Origin of the sequence: Vibrio sp. JPW-9-11-11 (assembly GCF_013369335.1) — a bacterium.
GTDB lineage: Bacteria > Pseudomonadota > Gammaproteobacteria > Enterobacterales > Vibrionaceae > Vibrio.
The window spans coordinates 17903-34194 of record NZ_SZQJ01000010.1 but is presented as its reverse complement, the minus strand read 5'-3'; the positions used below and the strand labels follow the sequence as shown (position 1 = coordinate 34194).

Annotated in this window: 19 protein-coding genes; 4 read left to right on the top strand and 15 right to left on the bottom strand. The window is 47.7% G+C overall.

Features of this window, described 5'->3' with window-relative positions; all coding sequences use genetic code 11:
• Positions 1 to 362: 362 nt before the first annotated feature.
• Positions 363 to 818 (bottom strand): GNAT family N-acetyltransferase, encoded by a 456-nt coding sequence (locus tag FCU94_RS14480; protein WP_176289232.1) that lies wholly within the window; start codon positions 816 to 818, stop codon positions 363 to 365.
• A 59-nt stretch (positions 819 to 877) separates the two neighbouring features.
• Complete coding sequence (hemB, locus tag FCU94_RS14475) at positions 878 to 1927, bottom strand: porphobilinogen synthase (RefSeq protein ID WP_176289277.1); 1050 nt, start codon at positions 1925 to 1927, stop codon at positions 878 to 880.
• A gap of 149 nt (positions 1928 to 2076) precedes the next feature.
• Here hemB and FCU94_RS14470 point away from each other — a divergent pair, with 149 nt between their 5' ends.
• Positions 2077 to 2838 (top strand): TatD family hydrolase, encoded by a 762-nt coding sequence (locus tag FCU94_RS14470; protein WP_176289231.1) that lies wholly within the window; start codon positions 2077 to 2079, stop codon positions 2836 to 2838.
• Positions 2839 to 2905: 67 nt separating this feature from the next.
• On the opposite strand, the gene tatC is transcribed toward FCU94_RS14470, so the two are convergent.
• From tatC to rmuC, 7 genes are all read right to left on the bottom strand, one after another.
• Positions 2906 to 3652, bottom strand: a complete 747-nt coding sequence (gene tatC, locus FCU94_RS14465; protein ID WP_176289230.1) for a twin-arginine translocase subunit TatC — start codon at positions 3650 to 3652, stop codon at positions 2906 to 2908.
• A gap of 62 nt (positions 3653 to 3714) precedes the next feature.
• A complete protein-coding gene (gene tatB / locus FCU94_RS14460) occupies positions 3715 to 4140 on the bottom strand; it encodes a Sec-independent protein translocase protein TatB (protein WP_176289229.1) in 426 nt (141 codons plus the stop codon).
• A 3-nt stretch (positions 4141 to 4143) separates the two neighbouring features.
• Positions 4144 to 4398: a Sec-independent protein translocase subunit TatA gene (gene tatA / locus FCU94_RS14455; RefSeq protein ID WP_176289228.1), complete on the bottom strand. Its 255-nt coding sequence runs from the start codon at positions 4396 to 4398 to the stop codon at positions 4144 to 4146.
• Between the two features lie 50 nt (positions 4399 to 4448).
• Positions 4449 to 6083: a ubiquinone biosynthesis regulatory protein kinase UbiB gene (gene ubiB, locus FCU94_RS14450; RefSeq protein WP_176289227.1), complete on the bottom strand. Its 1635-nt coding sequence runs from the start codon at positions 6081 to 6083 to the stop codon at positions 4449 to 4451.
• Positions 6080 to 6685, bottom strand: a complete 606-nt coding sequence (locus FCU94_RS14445; protein ID WP_176289226.1) for a ubiquinone biosynthesis accessory factor UbiJ — start codon at positions 6683 to 6685, stop codon at positions 6080 to 6082. Before FCU94_RS14445 ends, ubiB begins: the two co-directional genes overlap by 4 nt.
• 11 nt (positions 6686 to 6696) lie before the next feature.
• Positions 6697 to 7479 carry a bifunctional demethylmenaquinone methyltransferase/2-methoxy-6-polyprenyl-1,4-benzoquinol methylase UbiE gene (ubiE, locus tag FCU94_RS14440; protein WP_176289225.1) on the bottom strand — a complete coding sequence of 261 codons (783 nt, stop codon included), beginning with the start codon at positions 7477 to 7479 and terminating at the stop codon, positions 6697 to 6699.
• A 53-nt stretch (positions 7480 to 7532) separates the two neighbouring features.
• Positions 7533 to 9083, bottom strand: coding sequence for a DNA recombination protein RmuC (rmuC, locus tag FCU94_RS14435; RefSeq protein WP_176289224.1), 1551 nt, complete (start codon positions 9081 to 9083; stop codon positions 7533 to 7535).
• Positions 9084 to 9240: 157 nt separating this feature from the next.
• On the opposite strand from rmuC, the gene FCU94_RS14430 reads away from it, so the two are divergent.
• The gene (locus FCU94_RS14430; RefSeq protein WP_176289223.1) at positions 9241 to 10146 is read left to right on the top strand and encodes a DMT family transporter; all 906 of its coding nucleotides are present in this window, start codon (positions 9241 to 9243) and stop codon (positions 10144 to 10146) included.
• Positions 10147 to 10170: 24 nt separating this feature from the next.
• On the opposite strand, the gene FCU94_RS14425 is transcribed toward FCU94_RS14430, so the two are convergent.
• The 4 genes from FCU94_RS14425 to ftnA form a co-directional block, all read right to left on the bottom strand.
• Positions 10171 to 10995, bottom strand: coding sequence for an HDOD domain-containing protein (locus FCU94_RS14425; RefSeq protein WP_176289222.1), 825 nt, complete (start codon positions 10993 to 10995; stop codon positions 10171 to 10173).
• A gap of 88 nt (positions 10996 to 11083) precedes the next feature.
• Positions 11084 to 12277 carry an NAD(P)/FAD-dependent oxidoreductase gene (locus FCU94_RS14420; protein ID WP_176289221.1) on the bottom strand — a complete coding sequence of 398 codons (1194 nt, stop codon included), beginning with the start codon at positions 12275 to 12277 and terminating at the stop codon, positions 11084 to 11086.
• Between the two features lie 108 nt (positions 12278 to 12385).
• Positions 12386 to 12709 carry a universal stress protein UspB gene (gene uspB / locus FCU94_RS14415; RefSeq protein ID WP_176289220.1) on the bottom strand — a complete coding sequence of 108 codons (324 nt, stop codon included), beginning with the start codon at positions 12707 to 12709 and terminating at the stop codon, positions 12386 to 12388.
• A gap of 72 nt (positions 12710 to 12781) precedes the next feature.
• Positions 12782 to 13309, bottom strand: coding sequence for a non-heme ferritin (ftnA, locus tag FCU94_RS14410; protein ID WP_176289219.1), 528 nt, complete (start codon positions 13307 to 13309; stop codon positions 12782 to 12784).
• A gap of 155 nt (positions 13310 to 13464) precedes the next feature.
• Between ftnA and FCU94_RS14405 the strand changes: the two genes are divergently transcribed.
• On the top strand, positions 13465 to 13890 hold the full coding sequence (locus tag FCU94_RS14405; RefSeq protein WP_176289218.1) for a universal stress protein: 426 nt from the start codon (positions 13465 to 13467) through the stop codon (positions 13888 to 13890).
• A gap of 57 nt (positions 13891 to 13947) precedes the next feature.
• Positions 13948 to 14823, top strand: a complete 876-nt coding sequence (locus FCU94_RS14400) for a carboxylate/amino acid/amine transporter (protein WP_176289217.1) — start codon at positions 13948 to 13950, stop codon at positions 14821 to 14823.
• Between the two features lie 47 nt (positions 14824 to 14870).
• Here FCU94_RS14400 and FCU94_RS14395 read toward each other — a convergent pair whose 3' ends face one another.
• Together FCU94_RS14395 and FCU94_RS14390 are read right to left on the bottom strand one after the other, a co-directional pair.
• Positions 14871 to 15410, bottom strand: coding sequence for a hypothetical protein (locus FCU94_RS14395; RefSeq protein ID WP_176289216.1), 540 nt, complete (start codon positions 15408 to 15410; stop codon positions 14871 to 14873).
• Positions 15411 to 15508: 98 nt separating this feature from the next.
• Positions 15509 to 16291 (bottom strand): class I SAM-dependent methyltransferase, encoded by a 783-nt coding sequence (locus tag FCU94_RS14390; RefSeq protein ID WP_176289215.1) that lies wholly within the window; start codon positions 16289 to 16291, stop codon positions 15509 to 15511.
• Position 16292: the final 1 nt, after the last annotated feature.

Genomic DNA, 16292 nt, shown 5'->3' with positions numbered 1-16292 from the left:
AATCATGCACAGATCGATCCTGGCTTGATCTTGGATTGTGGAAAAGACTATTGGTGTCCTTTTGTTCATGACCAAACTGCAGAAATAAAAAAAGCGACATCTTTCGATGTCGCCTAGCAAAAAAGGGTCAAAGCAAATTCAGAGTGAGCTGCTTTACCATAAAGCTATAAATTACACTGGAAGCAATGTGAGCAATGTCGTGTCAAAAAGAATTCGTGCAAGCTCTCAGTCATGTGCTCGACCAAATTCAATGATGAAACTGGTTGTGCACGTCCTTGTGAACTTCTCTCATTCCCTAAGACGAGACAAATAATAACCATTCTCATTTGGTTGGTCAATAGTTAAATGAGAAAAAGTCTCATTTAATTTTCATCAACTTGGCGAAGTGGCTTAATGAAGTGGATACGACTTTCGTCAAGCGGCTGTTTCGCTTCAAACTTTTCAATCATATAGCCATTTCGCAGCAGTAAACGCAGCATAGATGGAAACTGATTGCGAGATTTCACTTTAAGCTGGTTATAGCCTTGCTCTCGCGCCCATCGCTCTTGAATATCAAGTAGCTGCTGGGCCACTCCTTTATTGCGGGCCAGCGGCGACACCCCACCAAACCAACTGTAAAAGGTTTGGGCGTCTAACTGATAGCCAATTTTGAATCCGAGCAGGTTATCTCCCTCTTGCGCTACCTGCACCAAATAGCGGACTTTCCCATCAAGGCGGGCAGATAAACTCTCAACGGTCTCTTTATGGGCAAATTCTGCGATCTGCTGCACCACTTGCACACACTCTTCCAAGGTACCTGCTCGATAAAGGATGGTCATGGTCACTCTCCCAAATAAAAAAAGGCTGGCAACCGCCAGCCTAGAAAAAGTCGCCCAGTTTACTCTTCGCTGGTTTTTAAGAAGCTCGCTGCGTGTGCATTTTCTTCAGCCAGCCATTCAGCAACATCTTTAGCAAAGTAGGTCAAGATCCCATCAGCACCAGCACGTTTAAAGCACAGCAGTGACTCCATGACGGTATCACGCTCTTTGAGCCAGCCGTTGGCAAAAGCCGCTTTATGCATCGCATACTCACCTGACACCTGGTAAGCAAACGTGGGTACTTCAAGCTCTGATTTCACTCGACGAACGATATCAAGGTACGGCATCCCCGGCTTAACCATCACCATATCTGCACCTTCATTAATGTCCATCGCGACTTCATGGATCGCTTCATCGCTATTGGCCGGGTCCATTTGGTAGTTTTTCTTATTGCCACCTTTTAGGTTAGCCGCGCTGCCAACCGCATCTCGGAAAGGACCGTAGTAGCACGATGCGTATTTTGCCGAGTACGCCATGATCTGAGTATTAATGTGCCCTGCTTGCTCAAGCGCTTTGCGGATTTCGCCAATTCGACCATCCATCATATCCGACGGTGCGACCACATCCGCTCCGGCTTCAGCATGAGACAGCGCTTGCTTGACCAACACCTTGGTCGTTTCGTCGTTAAGCACATAGCCCTCTTCATCGATGATGCCATCTTGACCGTGCGTCGTGAATGGATCCAGTGCCACATCGGTAATGACACCTATTTCGGGGACATGTTCCTTCAGTGCTCGTACCGCGCGCTGAACCAGACCTTCTGGGTTATAAGCTTCTGCTGCACAGATGCTTTTGGCATCTTGATTCACCACAGGAAATAGAGCAATCGCAGGGACACCCAGTTGCGCCAGGTATTGGGCTTCTTCCAGCATTAAGTCAATGGAGAGACGCTCAATCCCAGGCATTGACTCTACGCTTTCGCGACGATCCTTGCCCATCAAAATAAACATAGGGTAGATAAGATCATTCACCGATAATTGGTTTTCAGCCATTAAACGGCGGCTAAAGTCATGTTTACGTAGACGACGCATACGACGGCCAGGAAATTGACCTTGAATCGATACTGACACTCTATTCTCCTTGTCTGGTGAAAGTGCTTGGATTTGCATAATATCACTCCCTATCCCCGACGCTAGCGCCAACGTAGAAAAATGCAAAAAATGACCCAAGGCTCACACTGCCGTATACTGGCGCTTCCTTATCAAGCAAGAGATTGACCATGATTGATACCCACGCTCACATCTACGCCAGTGAGTTCGATAACGACAGAGAACAAGTCGTTCAACGCGCCTTAGCCCAAGGCATCGAACAGATCCTGCTACCTAATATCGACTTGGAATCGATTGAGCCCATGCTGGCGACCGAAGCTCAATTTCCGCAAGTGTGTCGTTCAATGATGGGACTTCACCCGTGCTACGTGGATGGCAACGTCAAACAGACGCTCGATGTCGTCCACTCTTGGTTCGATAAGCATAACTTCATTGCCGTAGGTGAAATCGGTATCGACCTCTATTGGGACAAAACCTATCGCGCCGAGCAAGAGATGGCCTTTGTCACCCAATTAAACTGGGCCAAAGAGATGCAACTCCCGGTGGTGATTCATACTCGTGACTCAATTAAAGAGACACTTGCCCTGCTGAGCAAAGAACAAGATGGCGCGCTGTCAGGCGTGTTTCACTGCTTCGGTGGTAGCGTAGAAGAAGCGAAGGCGATCAATGATTTGGGCTTTCATTTAGGGCTCGGTGGAGTATCCACCTTTAAAAATGGTGGGATGGATAAGGTTATCCCCGAGCTCGACATGAACTATGTGATTCTGGAAACCGATTGTCCGTATCTGGCTCCGGTACCCCATCGAGGAAAACGCAATGAGCCCGCCTACACGTCTTTGGTGGCCGAGCGTATCGCAGAGCTAAGAGGCATTAGCATCGAAAAAGTGGATTCAATCACCACACACAATGCTCAATCACTGTTTCGATTGTAGTTCTTTAACCAATAGAAAAAGGGCTGATGGTCAACATCAGCCCTTTTTTATCTCTGTAGAACTAAGATTATTCTTCTAACTCTTGGTCGCTCTCTTTGCGCACATAAAAGCGAGCAAAGAATAAACCGACTTCAAACAGTAAACACATAGGGATCGCCAACAGTGTTTGTGAAATCATATCTGGCGGTGTCAACATCATACCCACGACAAACGCCCCTACAACGATATACGGCCGCTTCTCACTGAGGCTTTTCGGATCAGTCGCCCCCGTCCAGCACAGTAAAATAATCGCCACCGGGACTTCAAACGCGATACCAAACGCAAGAAACAAGGCCAAAACAAAATCGAGATAGCTCGAGATATCGGTGGCAAACTCGACCCCGCCTAATGAGATCGCGGTAAAGAATCCAAACACTAACGGGAAAACCACGAAGTAAGCGAAGGCTACACCACAATAAAACAGCAGCGAGCTGGAAAACATCAACGGCATGATCAAGCGACGCTCATGCTTGTAGAGACCCGGCGCAACAAACGCCCAGACTTGATACAAAATAAACGGCACCGCGATAAAAATCGACGCAACCAAGGTTAACTTCAACGGCGTAAAGAAAGGTGACGCGACGTCGGTTGCGATCATGGTAGCCCCCTCTGGTAACCGTTCTACCAGTGGTGCGGAGACAAACTCATAGATATCATTGGCGAAATAGATCAGCCCTAGAAAGACCACCAGCACGGCGACAATGGCGCGCAACAAGCGGTTTCTTAACTCAAGTAAGTGACTGATCAAAGGTTGTGTCTGCTCAACAGAAGACATGGAAACCTCTACTGTAAAAGATCGAAAAGGAGCTACGCACGGTAGCTCCTCCTAATGCGAGACTATTCGGCTTTTTTATCTGCCAGAGGCGTCGAATGAGCTTTTGAAGGCTCTGCCTGCTGCTTGGCGTCATCGGCGGCGTCAGCTGATTGCTCAGTGACAGTCTCAACTGCGTTGTCAGCCGAGTCGCTTTTGCTCGCGTATGGGCGTTGAACCTCTTGCGCCGCTTGCTTGAGCTGTTCCACTGAAGACTTCAGTTCAGGAGAGAGATCCTCCATGCCCATTTGCTCAGCTTTGCGCAAGTTATCTTGCAGTTCTTGGACTTTGAGCTCATGTGAAAGCTCGTCTTTCACGCTATTCGCCATGCTCTTCGCGGCACCAATAAACTTGGAGACGCTGCGAATGGCATGAGGTAAGCGCTCTGGCCCCAAAACGACAAGCCCAACGACAGATATTAATACCAGTTCCCAAAAACCGATATCAAACACGGATTATGCCTGCTCTTTGTCTTTCTTAGTGTCAGCGGTCGATTCTGTTTTTTGCTGCTCGACGCTCTTCTGCTGATCAACCGTTTTTTGCTCAAAGTCTGCATCTTTCTTGGCTGCATCATCTTCGCTCATGGCCTTCTTAAACCCTTTCACGGCTCCGCCAAGATCACCACCAATACCGCGTAGTTTTTTGGTCCCAAACAGTAGCACGACAATCACGGCAATAATCAGAAGTTGCCAAATACTAATACCACCCATTCTTTTTACCTCGGGTCTTATTAAACAAATTTATTTCAAGAGTTTAACGTCTATTGACGATAAGCTCGCCAACTAAGCAACCAAAATGTGACTCCGCCTAAAGCGCTTGCCAACGAAAGTTGCTCATAACTGCTGTTGACCAATATTGCCGAGCATACGACTAATGTGGCACCAACACCAAATAAAAATTTCCCCGTCGCCTGCTGTTTTTTGGTCGAGCGATAACCTTGGTAGAGTTGATCAATACGTTGATTCATCATTTTACCTTGGCGCAAGCTGTCATAAAGCAGTTCAGGAAGCTCGGGGAGCTTCTCGGCCCAAAATGGCGCCCGGTCTTTCACCGCATTAAGCACCGCTTTCGGCCCAACTTGATTCATCATCCACTCTTCTAGGAACGGCTTCGCGGTTTCCCATAAATCCAATTGTGGATACAGCTGGCGACCCAGCCCTTCAACATAGAGTAAAGTTTTTTGCAGCAACACCAATTGCGGCTGCACTTCCATATTAAATCGTCGAGCAGTATTAAACAGATTCAAGAGCACGTGGCCAAACGAGATTTCACACAGCGGTTTGGCAAAAATCGGCTCACAAACGATACGGATCGCGAACTCAAATTCATCCACATTGGTTTCACGTGGAACCCAACCTGACTCAACATGCAACTCCGCCACCCGGCGATAATCGCGATTAAAGAAGGCTAAAAAGTTTTCCGCCAAATAGCGCTTATCTTCACTGTTCAGTGTGCCTACAATACCGCAATCTAAACCGATCCAACGTGGATTCTCTGGATGCTGCGGTTCTACAAACACATTGCCAGGGTGCATATCGGCATGGAAAAAGCTGTCGCGAAAAACCTGAGTGAAAAACACACTCACACCGCGCTCGGCCAACAGTTTCATGTTGGTACCGTTGGCGACTAAGCCTTCTATGTCAGAAACCTGGATGCCATATATTCGCTCAGAAACCATGACGGTTTTATTACTAAAATCCGTGATGACTTCAGGAACATACAACTCTTCGCTGCCCTCAAAGTTACGCCTCAGTTGAATCGCATTGGCCGCTTCGCGTCTTAAGTCGAGTTCATCGAGTAGCGTTTTCTCATACTCTCGGACGACTTCGACTGGTTTTAAACGACGCGCTTCAGGCAAGGCTTTAGCGACGATACGCGCCATGCGGTACATCAGTTTCAGATCGGCATCAATGACCGGGCGAATATCAGGACGAATCACCTTTAACACCACTTCTTGCTGAGTGGTCTTAAGTCGCGCGGTGTGCACTTGGGCAATTGATGCAGAGGCTAGCGGCTCGATATCAAAATCGTCAAACCAAGTTTCTAGCGATCCGCCTAACGCTTGCTCTATTTGTTGCTTAGCTAACTGACCGTCAAACGGCGACACTTGATCTTGCAACAGTGCCAATGGGTCCGCGATATGATCGGGAAATAAGTCACGGCGCGTCGACATCATTTGACCAAATTTAATCCAGACCGGACCTAACTCTTGCAGAGCTAAACGCAGACGCTCACCGAGCGGTTTATCGGCGTGTTGGTTCTTGACCCAAAACAGGCTTTTTCGCGCCAACAGCGGCGCTTTCGTCAGTTGGTGACTAGGAAGCAACTCATCCAGGCCGTACTCTAATTGTACTCGGATAATGTGATAGAGGCGGCGTAGCTCTGATAACGTCATGCCCGCTCCAATAACTGATTGAGGCGCGCTTCTATACGCGCGGCTTGGCTTTTCACCTCATCCACCTGGTCACAAAAATAGGCCACTTCGAGTGGGGGTGGTGCAATTCGCCACTCTTCGGTAAGCACTTGAGCTAGATGATTCTGCTGCTTCTGTAACCCGTCTTTTACGCTTTCGACCATGGTTTTTGCGCCTTGCACTATGGTATGCGCGACCACATCACCACTCACACGAGATAACCACTCCTCAATATCCGGCTTACAGTCGGTCATCAATTGTGAAAACTTCTGTGCCAACTGAATATCGCCTTCCAACACCAGTTTATCTTGCTTAATCAGTTTGGTGATGTTGGACTGCTCACGCAACTCAGGCAATATCGACAGATTCAATGACAAGTAACAATCTGGTTGGCCTTCATAGTTAGCTAACACGTCGATTTGCTGACTAAAGATAAAGGTCAAGGTTTTGTTGACCTCTTTGAGATGAACTTGAATCACCTGACCTTTTAAACGGGCCAAACGACGGCCCAACTCAGGGTCGTCATGAATCAAGGTGTTCAGCGTTGTCTCTATGACCGCAGTCACGAGGGGTTCAAACGGCATAGCAACCCACCTTAGAACTTGTAACCACGATGTAGAGCGACAATACCACCGGTCAGGTTGAAGTATTTAGCCTGCTCAAAACCCGCCTCTTCCATCATACTTTTTAGCGTTTCTTGATCGGGATGCATGCGAATCGACTCCGCAAGATAGCGGTAACTTTCTGCATCGTTGGCGACCAACTCGCCCATTTTCGGCAATAGGTGGAATGAGTAGGTATCGTAAATCTTCGACAGTGGCTCAAGAATCGGTTTAGAAAACTCAAGCACAAGCAAGCGGCCGCCCGGTTTAAGCACTCGATACATCGAACGCAGAGCTTTGTCTTTATCGGTCACATTACGCAAGCAGAAACTGATGGTAATCGCATCAAAGTAATCATCCGGAAAAGGCAGCTCCTCTGCATTCGCCTGAACGTAGTGCACGTTGCCAACGATGCCGTTATCGCGCAATTTATCACGCCCGACATTCAACATTGAGTTGTTGATATCGGCCAAAATTACGTGGCCTTTGTCGCCAACAATACGAGAAAACTTAGCGGTCAAATCCCCCGTACCACCACCGAGGTCCAACACGCGTTGACCTGGACGAACACCGCTGCAGTCGATAGTAAAGCGCTTCCAGAGGCGATGAATGCCCCCCGACATTAAGTCATTCATAATGTCGTATTTGGCTGCCACTGAGTGGAACACTTGAGCGACCTTGGTCACTTTCTCTTCTTTCGCGACCGTGGTGAAACCAAAATGCGTGGTTTCATTTGATTCTAATGCTGTATTCGATTGCACGCTTGTATCCGTCATGATGATTCCTCTTCAAACAGTATGAGAATAACTACGCCCAGTACTGCGGGCGATTAGTTTACTTTATCCTCATCCGTATGTCTTTGGGCGAAAGGGGCATTTTTATTGGTGTGAGGGTTTTCTGTGAGTTGCTCCTGCTGGGCCAATTGCACTAGCGAGCTTGAAATAGGCTTTTTCACTTCAACCCCAAGCTGTTTAAAACTTTCTGCCTGGCGAATAACATTCCCGCGTCCTGACGCCAACTTGTTCATCGCCCCTTGATAGTTTTGATTGGCTCGGTCCAGAGCGCCACCAAGACTTTCCATATCGTCGACAAACAAGCGCAGCTTGTCATACAGCTTGCTGGCTCGTTCAGCGATGATTTGCGCGTTTTGATTCTGCCTATCATTGCGCCACAGATTATCAATCGTACGCAGGGCCACCAGTAAGGTGGTCGGGCTAACTAAAATAATATTTTGCTCCATCGCGTCTTTCACAAGACTTGGGTCGGCTTGAATCGCCACCTGAAATGCAGGCTCAACCGGAATAAACATCAACACATAATCAAGGCTCTGAATGCCTTTGAGTTGATGATAGTCTTTCTGTGAAAGCCCTTTAATATGAGCACGAAGCGCAAGTAAGTGGTCACTTAATGCTTTATCTCTTGCACTGTCTGTCTCAGCGTTAAAGTAACGTTCATAGGCGACTAGCGCCATTTTTGAGTCAATCACCACCTGCTTGTCTTGCGGCAAATGGACGATGACGTCGGGTTGGTAGCGCTTTCCTGCTTCGTTTTGCAAACTGACTTGAGTTTGGTATTCATGACCTTCACGCAGCCCCGACTCGGCCAATACCCGTGCCAATACTACTTCTCCCCAGTTACCTTGTTGCTTATTGTCGCCCTTCAGAGCTTGGGTGAGATTGAGCGCTTCTTTGGTCATTTGCTCGTTGAGACGCTGTAAGTTCTTCAACTCATGGACCAAAGTATGACGCTCTTTGGCCTCTTGATTGAAGCTATCGTTGACCTGCTTCTTAAACCCTTCTAGCTGTTCGCGCAGCGGCGATAGCAAGCCATCTAAGCTCTGGCGGTTTTGTTGGTCAACTTTGGCAGTTTTCGCCTCAAACAACTGGTTAGCTAAATGCTCGAATTGCTGTTTGAGGCGCTCTTCAGCTTGCTCTAATAGCTGTAGCTTGTCTTGATTCGCCTTGCTTTCTTCATCGTGGCGCGCCTGCTGCTCACGTAATTCCGCCTCTAGTTGAGCTTTTTGCTCACGAACACGATTCAAATCATCCGCGTACTGCTGCCTTTCTTGTTTAACCGCATCGAAATAGCGCAGTTTCTCGAGTACGGCCATTAACTTGCCGTGTGACTGTTTGAGCTCATAGGCTGCTTTATCACGCTCACTGTCCAATTCATCGAGCTCCTGCTGAGCTTGCGTTAACTGGGTTTGTAGCTGATTGATTTGGTTATCAGTTAGTTGCTGATGGGCGATTAACTGCTGCTCTAACCGTTGTTGGTCAAAACGCATTTTCTGTTTTACCCACCAGCCAACCGCCACACCGCTGATCAAGGCCCCACTCACGCCACTCACCAAGAACGCTTGATACTCAAGAATCCATTGCATAGTAATGATTTAACGACTCTAACAAATAGTGGTTCCATGGTATTTGCCTACTGGATAAATGTCCAGTTTGTCGGCGAGATATCGAGCAGCTAGACTAAGCGTTTTATCGCGGCCTATCGAGCCGAGAACATTCACGGCAACCCCTATAAGGAATATCATGAACGAGCGCCGCGCTTTAGGATTAGGTCTCTGTGCTGTATTACTCTGGTCGACAGTAGCCACCGCTTTTAAGCTGACACTGGCTGAGTTTTCTCCTATCCAGATGTTAACCGTTGCCAGCATGGTGTCAGCGCTCGCCCTTCTCGTTATCTGCGCCGTTACCGGCAAACTGAACCAACTCCCCAGCACCTTCCTAGCGAACCCTTGGTACTACCTGCTACTGGGCTTAATTAATCCACTCGCCTATTACGTCATTTTGTTTAAAGCCTACGACTTACTGCCCGCCTCACAAGCGCAAGCGATTAATTACAGTTGGGCGATTACCTTGACGTTAATGGCAGCGGTGTTTTTAGGGCAAAAAATTCGCAAACAGGATTGGTTGGCGTGTACGTTCAGCTATATCGGTGTCATCGTCATCGCGACCAAAGGTGATGTGCTCGGGCTCAATTTTGATAACCCGATTGGGGTTGGATTGGCGCTGCTCTCTACCTTACTTTGGGCGGGCTATTGGATCTTAAACGCAAAAAACAAAGCCGATCCTGTGGTGGGTATATTGCTGGGCTTTTTGGTCGCCATTCCTTTTGCCATTGGCTTAACCTTGTATGAAGGCATAGGCATGAGTCACATCACTGCTCAAGGTTGGCTTGCGGTGACGTATGTCGGGCTGTTTGAAATGGGCGTGACCTTTGTATTGTGGTTAAGCGCGCTCAAACTGACCGACAACACGGCGCGCATCAGTAACTTGATTTTTGCCTCGCCGTTTATTTCCCTGATGCTGCTATCGACAATTATTGGAGAAGACATTCATCCGACGACTTTAATTGGGTTAGTACTGATTGTCACTGGGCTGGCGATCCAGCAGATCAAATTGGGCAAAAAAGATCTGACTAAACAGTCGGTTTAACCAGCTGGTAACCTAGGCTGTTATTCAAAACAACTGGTAAGCCAGCTCACTGCCTTGACCGCGAACCGAATCGATCTTGTTCGCTAACCCTGAGGAAACGTGGAGCGCTTGCGCAGCACGGCTATTGGTGAGATAACGCAGTTTCTCGCGCTCCTCTAGCATGGTATCCCAGCGGCTGTGGGCATCTCGAGCGAGGTACAACAAACAGGCCAAGCGCTTAGACTCAACCGCTTTTGAAGGGTGATTGACGTTGGCAATCGCGTCAACCAATTCATTAGGAAACTTCCAACTTTCTGCCAGCACAGCACCGAGCTCTTGCGCATCAACGCCCAACACCTCTTTTTGCACTTGCGCGGCGTTTTCGCCCGCAAGCACGCGTTGTTGAATGGCCAACGCTTTCTCTGGCTCCAAAGTATGAATCATTAACTCGCCAATGTTGTGCAAAATGCCGGTAGTGAACGCTTCATTCGGGTCCAATTTAATGTCTTTGGCGATCGCGCTAGCAATAGTGGCAATTTCAAACGTCCCAGCCCAATAATCTTTAATATTGAGCGTTTCAATTTTAGGAAAGCTTGAAGCAAGAATCGAAGAAGAGATCAGATTGCGAATAGCGCCGATACCAATACGGACGATGGCGTCGTTAATGTTAGAAATCCCTTTTACTCCACCAAACTGGGCGGAGTTTGCCATCCTTAATACCCGAGCCAATAGCACTTGATCCATCGCCATCTTGTGAGCTAACTCACTAAAATCTATGGTATCGCGGTTGACCATTTCTAGCAGCTCTTGCAACACGCTCTCGATGCGCGGCAGCTCGTTAATACGCGAGATCAGTGCTTGTTGACTCATAGAGTTCACTCCTTAGATGTCCTTCACCTTTTTATAGAGTTAAGTGTAGTACTAATGAGTGAACTCTTATTAGATTCAACTTGGATTTTTACACCCATTGCCCCGCGGCATAGGCTGAGCTCCAGCACCATTGGAAGTTGTATCCTCCGAGCCATCCTGTCACATCCACGACCTCACCGATAAAGAACAACCCTTTGATCTGTTTACATTCCATGCTTTTCGATGACAAATGCTCAGTATCGACACCACCGAGAGTGACTTCTGCGGTGCGATAGCCTTCGGTGCCGTTTGGCGTAATTTGCCACTGTTCTAACTGAGCGGTCACCGCAGCAAGTTGCTTGCTGTTAAACTGTTTCAGTGGTTTGTCTTCAAGCAATTTCAGCTCGATCAAAACTTCGACTAATCGCTTAGGCAAGACCTTCGCAAGCGTATTTTTCAAACTCTGATTTGGATGCTTTTCTAGCGATCGCTTCAGTAGCTCATCAAGATCAACATCTGGCACTAAGTTGATCGTCACTTTTTGTCCGGCACGCCAAAAAGAGGAGATTTGTAATACAGATGGACCAGATAGGCCGCGGTGGGTAAACAGCAAGGCTTCTTTAAACACGGTACCATCTTGGGCGGTGATTTCCGTCGGCACGGCAATACCCGACAGTTCCGCTAACGCCTGCTTGTCTTCTTTATGCAACGTAAACGGCACCAGCCCTGCAGTGGTTGGGATAACGTTGAGGCCAAACTGCTCTGCCACCTTGTAGCCAAAAGGGGTAGCTCCAAGTTTTGGCATCGACAATCCGCCTGTCGCCACCACCAGCGATTCACACTCAATCACACTGGTATTGGCATGCAACGTAAAACCATGCTCGGTTTTCTCTATGTGGTGAACGTCTTGCTGATAACGCTGACTGACACTGGGTAAATCGCACTCAGCGAGCAACATTTTCACTATGTCTTTCGAGGTGTAGTCACCGACACAGAACAGTTGGCCGTGATCGCGCTCTTCAAACTCAATGCCATGCTGGCTAACCAACGAAATAAAGTCCCAGTTGCTGTATTGAGATAATGCCGATTTAACAAAATGAGGATTTTGGCACAAATAGTGGTTGGCCGAGACATCATAGTTAGTAAAGTTGCAACGTCCGCCACCGGCAATTAATATTTTTCGGCCAGGCTTTTTTGCGTGGTCAAGAATTAACGTCTTACGGCCACGTTTACCCGCTTGTGCGGCGCACATTAACCCTGCCGCGCCCGCGCCAATAATGACAACATCAAACTTTTCTGTCATGAACCACTACTCTTAAAACCAATAAAAAAGGATGTGCATGAGCACATCCTTTGCAAAATCGAAAGGCTATTTTAGCGGCATTTTGCTAGCTTGCCAATTCGTCTGTTATTACAGAATAAAAGCCGCCAACATGGTGACACCGAGCAAAGAGGTCGACAAGATAAACAGTTCTCTTACCCGCTCACATTTGCCAGTAAAGACTTCATCGTGATGGTGATGATACTCTCTACTCTTTAGGTAGTGGAACAGCCGCACTTGCTTGGTCACATTACCGTGAGTGGTAAAGAAGCCATTGCCATCCACTTGTTGATAAAGCAAAGGGTGGGCTTCTCGCATGATGTAAATCAGAGAACGCAGCGCAGTCAGGTAGCGCGCCATGTTTACCAAGGTCACCATCATCAGTGTGAATAGAACGGTATCAGCATTGATCATCTTTTCCTCCCTACATCTTCATTCATGCCCGGAGAAAAAGACGACCTATGTTAGAGCGTCTCGCGCTGAAAATTACTCAGCAGGGGCATCCATAATTGAAGATGAACCTTCTTTTGCCAAAGCTGCTAAATCTTTGTCGATAAAGAACAGTGCTTTACCATCTTCGCCAACAAGATCTAACTTATCTAAGATCCCTTTAAATAACTTCTCTTCTTCATGCTGCTCTGCAACGTACCACTGTAAGAAGTTGAATGTTGAATAGTCTTGCGAAGTAAACGCTAAGTGAGCCAGCTTGTTGATTTTGTCTGTAATCATCTGCTCATGCTCAAACGTCTCGCGAAATACATCACCAAGGCTATTAAACTCGTGCTTAGGGGCGTCAATCGCACCTAGGATTGGCATCGCGCCCGTCTCACTTACATAAGTGAAAAGACGCTGCATGTGCTCCATTTCTTCTACGGCATGTTTGCGTAAAAATTCAGCTGCACCTTCGAATCCTTTGTCTTCACACCAAGCACTCATTTGTAAGTATAGATTGGATGAGAAAAATTCGAGATTAATTTGCTCATTCAATTGATCAACCATTGCTTGAGAAAGCATCTACCACTCCTACTAAGTCTATGAAGTTAAATTGACTATATCATGTTCATCACCATAACACTTTGTATGGCAAATGTGGATCTGAGATCACTTTGGCAAAATTAATCAATTCAAGGTGCTAATCTGTAATCAGACCCTTACAAGGAGCTAGCATTATGAGTTATCAACACATTCTGGTTGCGATCGACCTATCTGAAGACAGTAAATTGCTGGTTGATAAGGCGGTGGCGCTCGCGAAGCCGCTCGATGCGGTCGTCTCTTTTGTCCATATTGATGTCAATTACGCCGAGCTGTATACCGGGCTTATCGATATCAATCTCGCCGAGACTCAACACCAGGCTATTGAAGCCTCACAAAAGCAATTGCAAGACCTCGCAGACCATGCCAATTTCCCCATTAAGCATACGCTGGTCGGCAGTGGGGACTTGAGTAACGAGCTGTGTGATACCATCAATGAGTTCAATATCGACTTGGTGGTATGTGGGCACCATCAAGATTTCTGGAGCAAGCTGCTCTCTTCAACTCGCCAACTTATCAACTGCTCACCGGTTGATCTGCTGGTGGTACCACTCAAAGACTGATTGATCGCTTAACTTGGTATACACTGCCCCAATCGTTTTTGATAATGAGTCGTAATTATGGGGTATTTATCTGCGGTCACCTTGTTGTGGGCGTTTTCATTTAGCCTGATCGGCGTCTATCTTGCCGGTCAGGTTGATTCTTGGTTTTCAGTGTGGATACGTGTCGCGCTGGCCAGTTTAGTGTTCTTGCCATTCTTGAAGTTCAGAGGGGTCGACAAAGGCCTCATCGGCAAACTGATGCTGGTTGGCGGTTGTCAGCTCGGCCTAATGTACTGCTTCTATTACCAATCTTTCTTACTCCTTTCGGTACCAGAAGTCTTGCTGTTTACCGTGTTCACACCTATCTACGTCACCTTAATCTATGATCTGCTCAAGCGTCGGTTCTCGCCTTGGTATTTGGTCACGGCAGCGATCGCTGTAGTCGGCGCTGGGTTGATCAAATTTGCAGGCATAAACGAAAACTTCGTGCTCGGGTTTTTGGTGGTTCAAGGCGCTAATATCTGCTTTGCTATCGGCCAAGTCGGCTACAAATACCTCATGGAGCGTTACCAGGTTGAACTGCCACAGCACACTATATTTGGCTACTTCTACCTAGGTGCGCTTTGCGTCGCCACTGTCGCGTTTGCGCTGATGGGTAATCTCGAAAAAATGCCCACCACCACTACTCAATGGGGCGTATTAATCTACCTTGGGTTGATTGCCTCTGGATTGGGATACTTCGCTTGGAATAAGGGCGCGACCATGGTTAACGCCGGTGCGCTAGCAGTAATGAACAACGCTCTCGTCCCTGCGGGTCTGCTGGTCAATATTCTCATTTGGAATCGAGATGTTGATTTGGTCCAACTCACAATTGGCGCAGCGATCATTCTCCTCTCTCTATGGGTCAACGAAACCTGGGTCAAACGAAAAGTCGAACAAAGCTATCAAACATAAAAAAACGCCCTCCAGCTGGAGGGCGATTTTTTTATGTTTAGCGTCGGTTAATGCAGGCCTGCGCTATTCTGGTTTGGCCTGCTCTCTGAGAATAACGCGACTTGCTGCTTTGAACCTTCGAGGCGCGCTGCAAGCTTGCGTTGCTTCTTCAATAATTTGTTGTGCTTTTTCGCCAGCTTAATCAGTTTCTTCTGTTGTTTAAACTGTTTCTTAGCGGCCTTCTTCGCTTTCTTGATGGCTTTTTTATCGATGAGTTCAGCTGTCGCCTGTTCAATCACTATCGATTTGGGCTGCTGAGCTTTATGCTTCACTCGCTCTACAATGCGACGCACTGCTTGCGCTTTTTGTAGTGACGGTCTAGGGCTGGGCTGGGCTTCGGCCAATAAACCACATTTTTGCTGCTCACTGATGGGTTTGTTTTGGCAGGCTTGCGGGGGAATCGCAGCGGGCTTACAGAGGCTTGAATTGTCCGATGAAGAACGGGCACAAGAGCGACAAACGTACTTAGGCTCAACCACAAGGCGGTGAATATCCCCCAAGTTTTCTACTATTTGTTTGCGATTCATCTTACATAGACGTTTAGCCACATCAACAACCTTAGCTAAGAATACGAATAATTCTTACTAAGGTATACTCTATTACCCGTCGGTTAGGCAAGTGACAAATCACCGAATTGACAGATTAATCACTCGCTCATCGCCGCGTTAACATAAACATCGAATCGATTCTTCTTGGTTTCGATAGCCATACTCGGCTTACGTTGATCAAGCCAGTCCGCATAGTCTGGTCTTTTGACAACCACCCTTTTACTCGCAAGGGCTAAAGCGGGTTCTAATAGGCCATCTGCATCAAGATCGGCACCGACTAGGGCTTGAAAAACACGCATCTCTTTTTTGACCAATGCGCTCTTTTTCTTGTTCTCCGGATGAGGATACATGGGATCGAGGTAAACAACATCAGGACGCGAAAAGTCCTTGTCTGCGGCTAGCTTGGCCAACGCGTCATGGCTTGAAGCATGAATAAGGCTCATTCGCTCACTCACCCAAGCACCGATTTCACTGTCCTGTTTGGCTCTGGTTAAACCATCATCTAGTAACGCGGCAACCACAGGGTGACGTTCGACCATTTGTACCTTGCAACCCAGTGAGGCTAGAACAAAAGCATCTCGACCCAGCCCGGCCGTCCCATCCAGGATCGTCGGAGTGCCACCTTTATTCAGTCCTGCCGCCTTGGCTATCGCCTGGCCCTTTCCGCCACCAAACTTGCGTCTGTGTGCCACCGCCCCGCCCGCTAAATCAACGTAAATGGCGCCCAGTTTAGGTTCGTCGAGCTTGCGTAGCTCTAACCTCTGCTCGGTTAACACCAATGCAAATGGGCTATCTTCACTATGGCTCAGCCCCCAGCGCTGAGTGAGCTGGACAAAACGGTCGTGTTGAGTTGAGTCTTCACACTGAAGCTGTAATTGCACA

Coding starts and splice junctions, on each gene's coding strand:
- FCU94_RS14480 (WP_176289232.1), bottom strand. CDS start 818: ATGACCATCCTTTATCGAGCAGGTACCTTGGAAGAGTGTGTGCAAGTG.
- FCU94_RS14470 (WP_176289231.1), top strand. CDS start 2,077: ATGATTGATACCCACGCTCACATCTACGCCAGTGAGTTCGATAACGAC.
- tatC (WP_176289230.1), bottom strand. CDS start 3,652: ATGTCTTCTGTTGAGCAGACACAACCTTTGATCAGTCACTTACTTGAG.
- tatA (WP_176289228.1), bottom strand. CDS start 4,398: ATGGGTGGTATTAGTATTTGGCAACTTCTGATTATTGCCGTGATTGTC.
- ubiB (WP_176289227.1), bottom strand. CDS start 6,083: ATGACGTTATCAGAGCTACGCCGCCTCTATCACATTATCCGAGTACAA.
- FCU94_RS14445 (WP_176289226.1), bottom strand. CDS start 6,685: ATGCCGTTTGAACCCCTCGTGACTGCGGTCATAGAGACAACGCTGAAC.
- ubiE (WP_176289225.1), bottom strand. CDS start 7,479: ATGACGGATACAAGCGTGCAATCGAATACAGCATTAGAATCAAATGAA.
- rmuC (WP_176289224.1), bottom strand. CDS start 9,083: ATGCAATGGATTCTTGAGTATCAAGCGTTCTTGGTGAGTGGCGTGAGT.
- FCU94_RS14430 (WP_176289223.1), top strand. CDS start 9,241: ATGAACGAGCGCCGCGCTTTAGGATTAGGTCTCTGTGCTGTATTACTC.
- FCU94_RS14425 (WP_176289222.1), bottom strand. CDS start 10,995: ATGAGTCAACAAGCACTGATCTCGCGTATTAACGAGCTGCCGCGCATC.
- FCU94_RS14420 (WP_176289221.1), bottom strand. CDS start 12,277: ATGACAGAAAAGTTTGATGTTGTCATTATTGGCGCGGGCGCGGCAGGG.
- uspB (WP_176289220.1), bottom strand. CDS start 12,709: ATGATCAATGCTGATACCGTTCTATTCACACTGATGATGGTGACCTTG.
- ftnA (WP_176289219.1), bottom strand. CDS start 13,309: ATGCTTTCTCAAGCAATGGTTGATCAATTGAATGAGCAAATTAATCTC.
- FCU94_RS14405 (WP_176289218.1), top strand. CDS start 13,465: ATGAGTTATCAACACATTCTGGTTGCGATCGACCTATCTGAAGACAGT.
- FCU94_RS14400 (WP_176289217.1), top strand. CDS start 13,948: ATGGGGTATTTATCTGCGGTCACCTTGTTGTGGGCGTTTTCATTTAGC.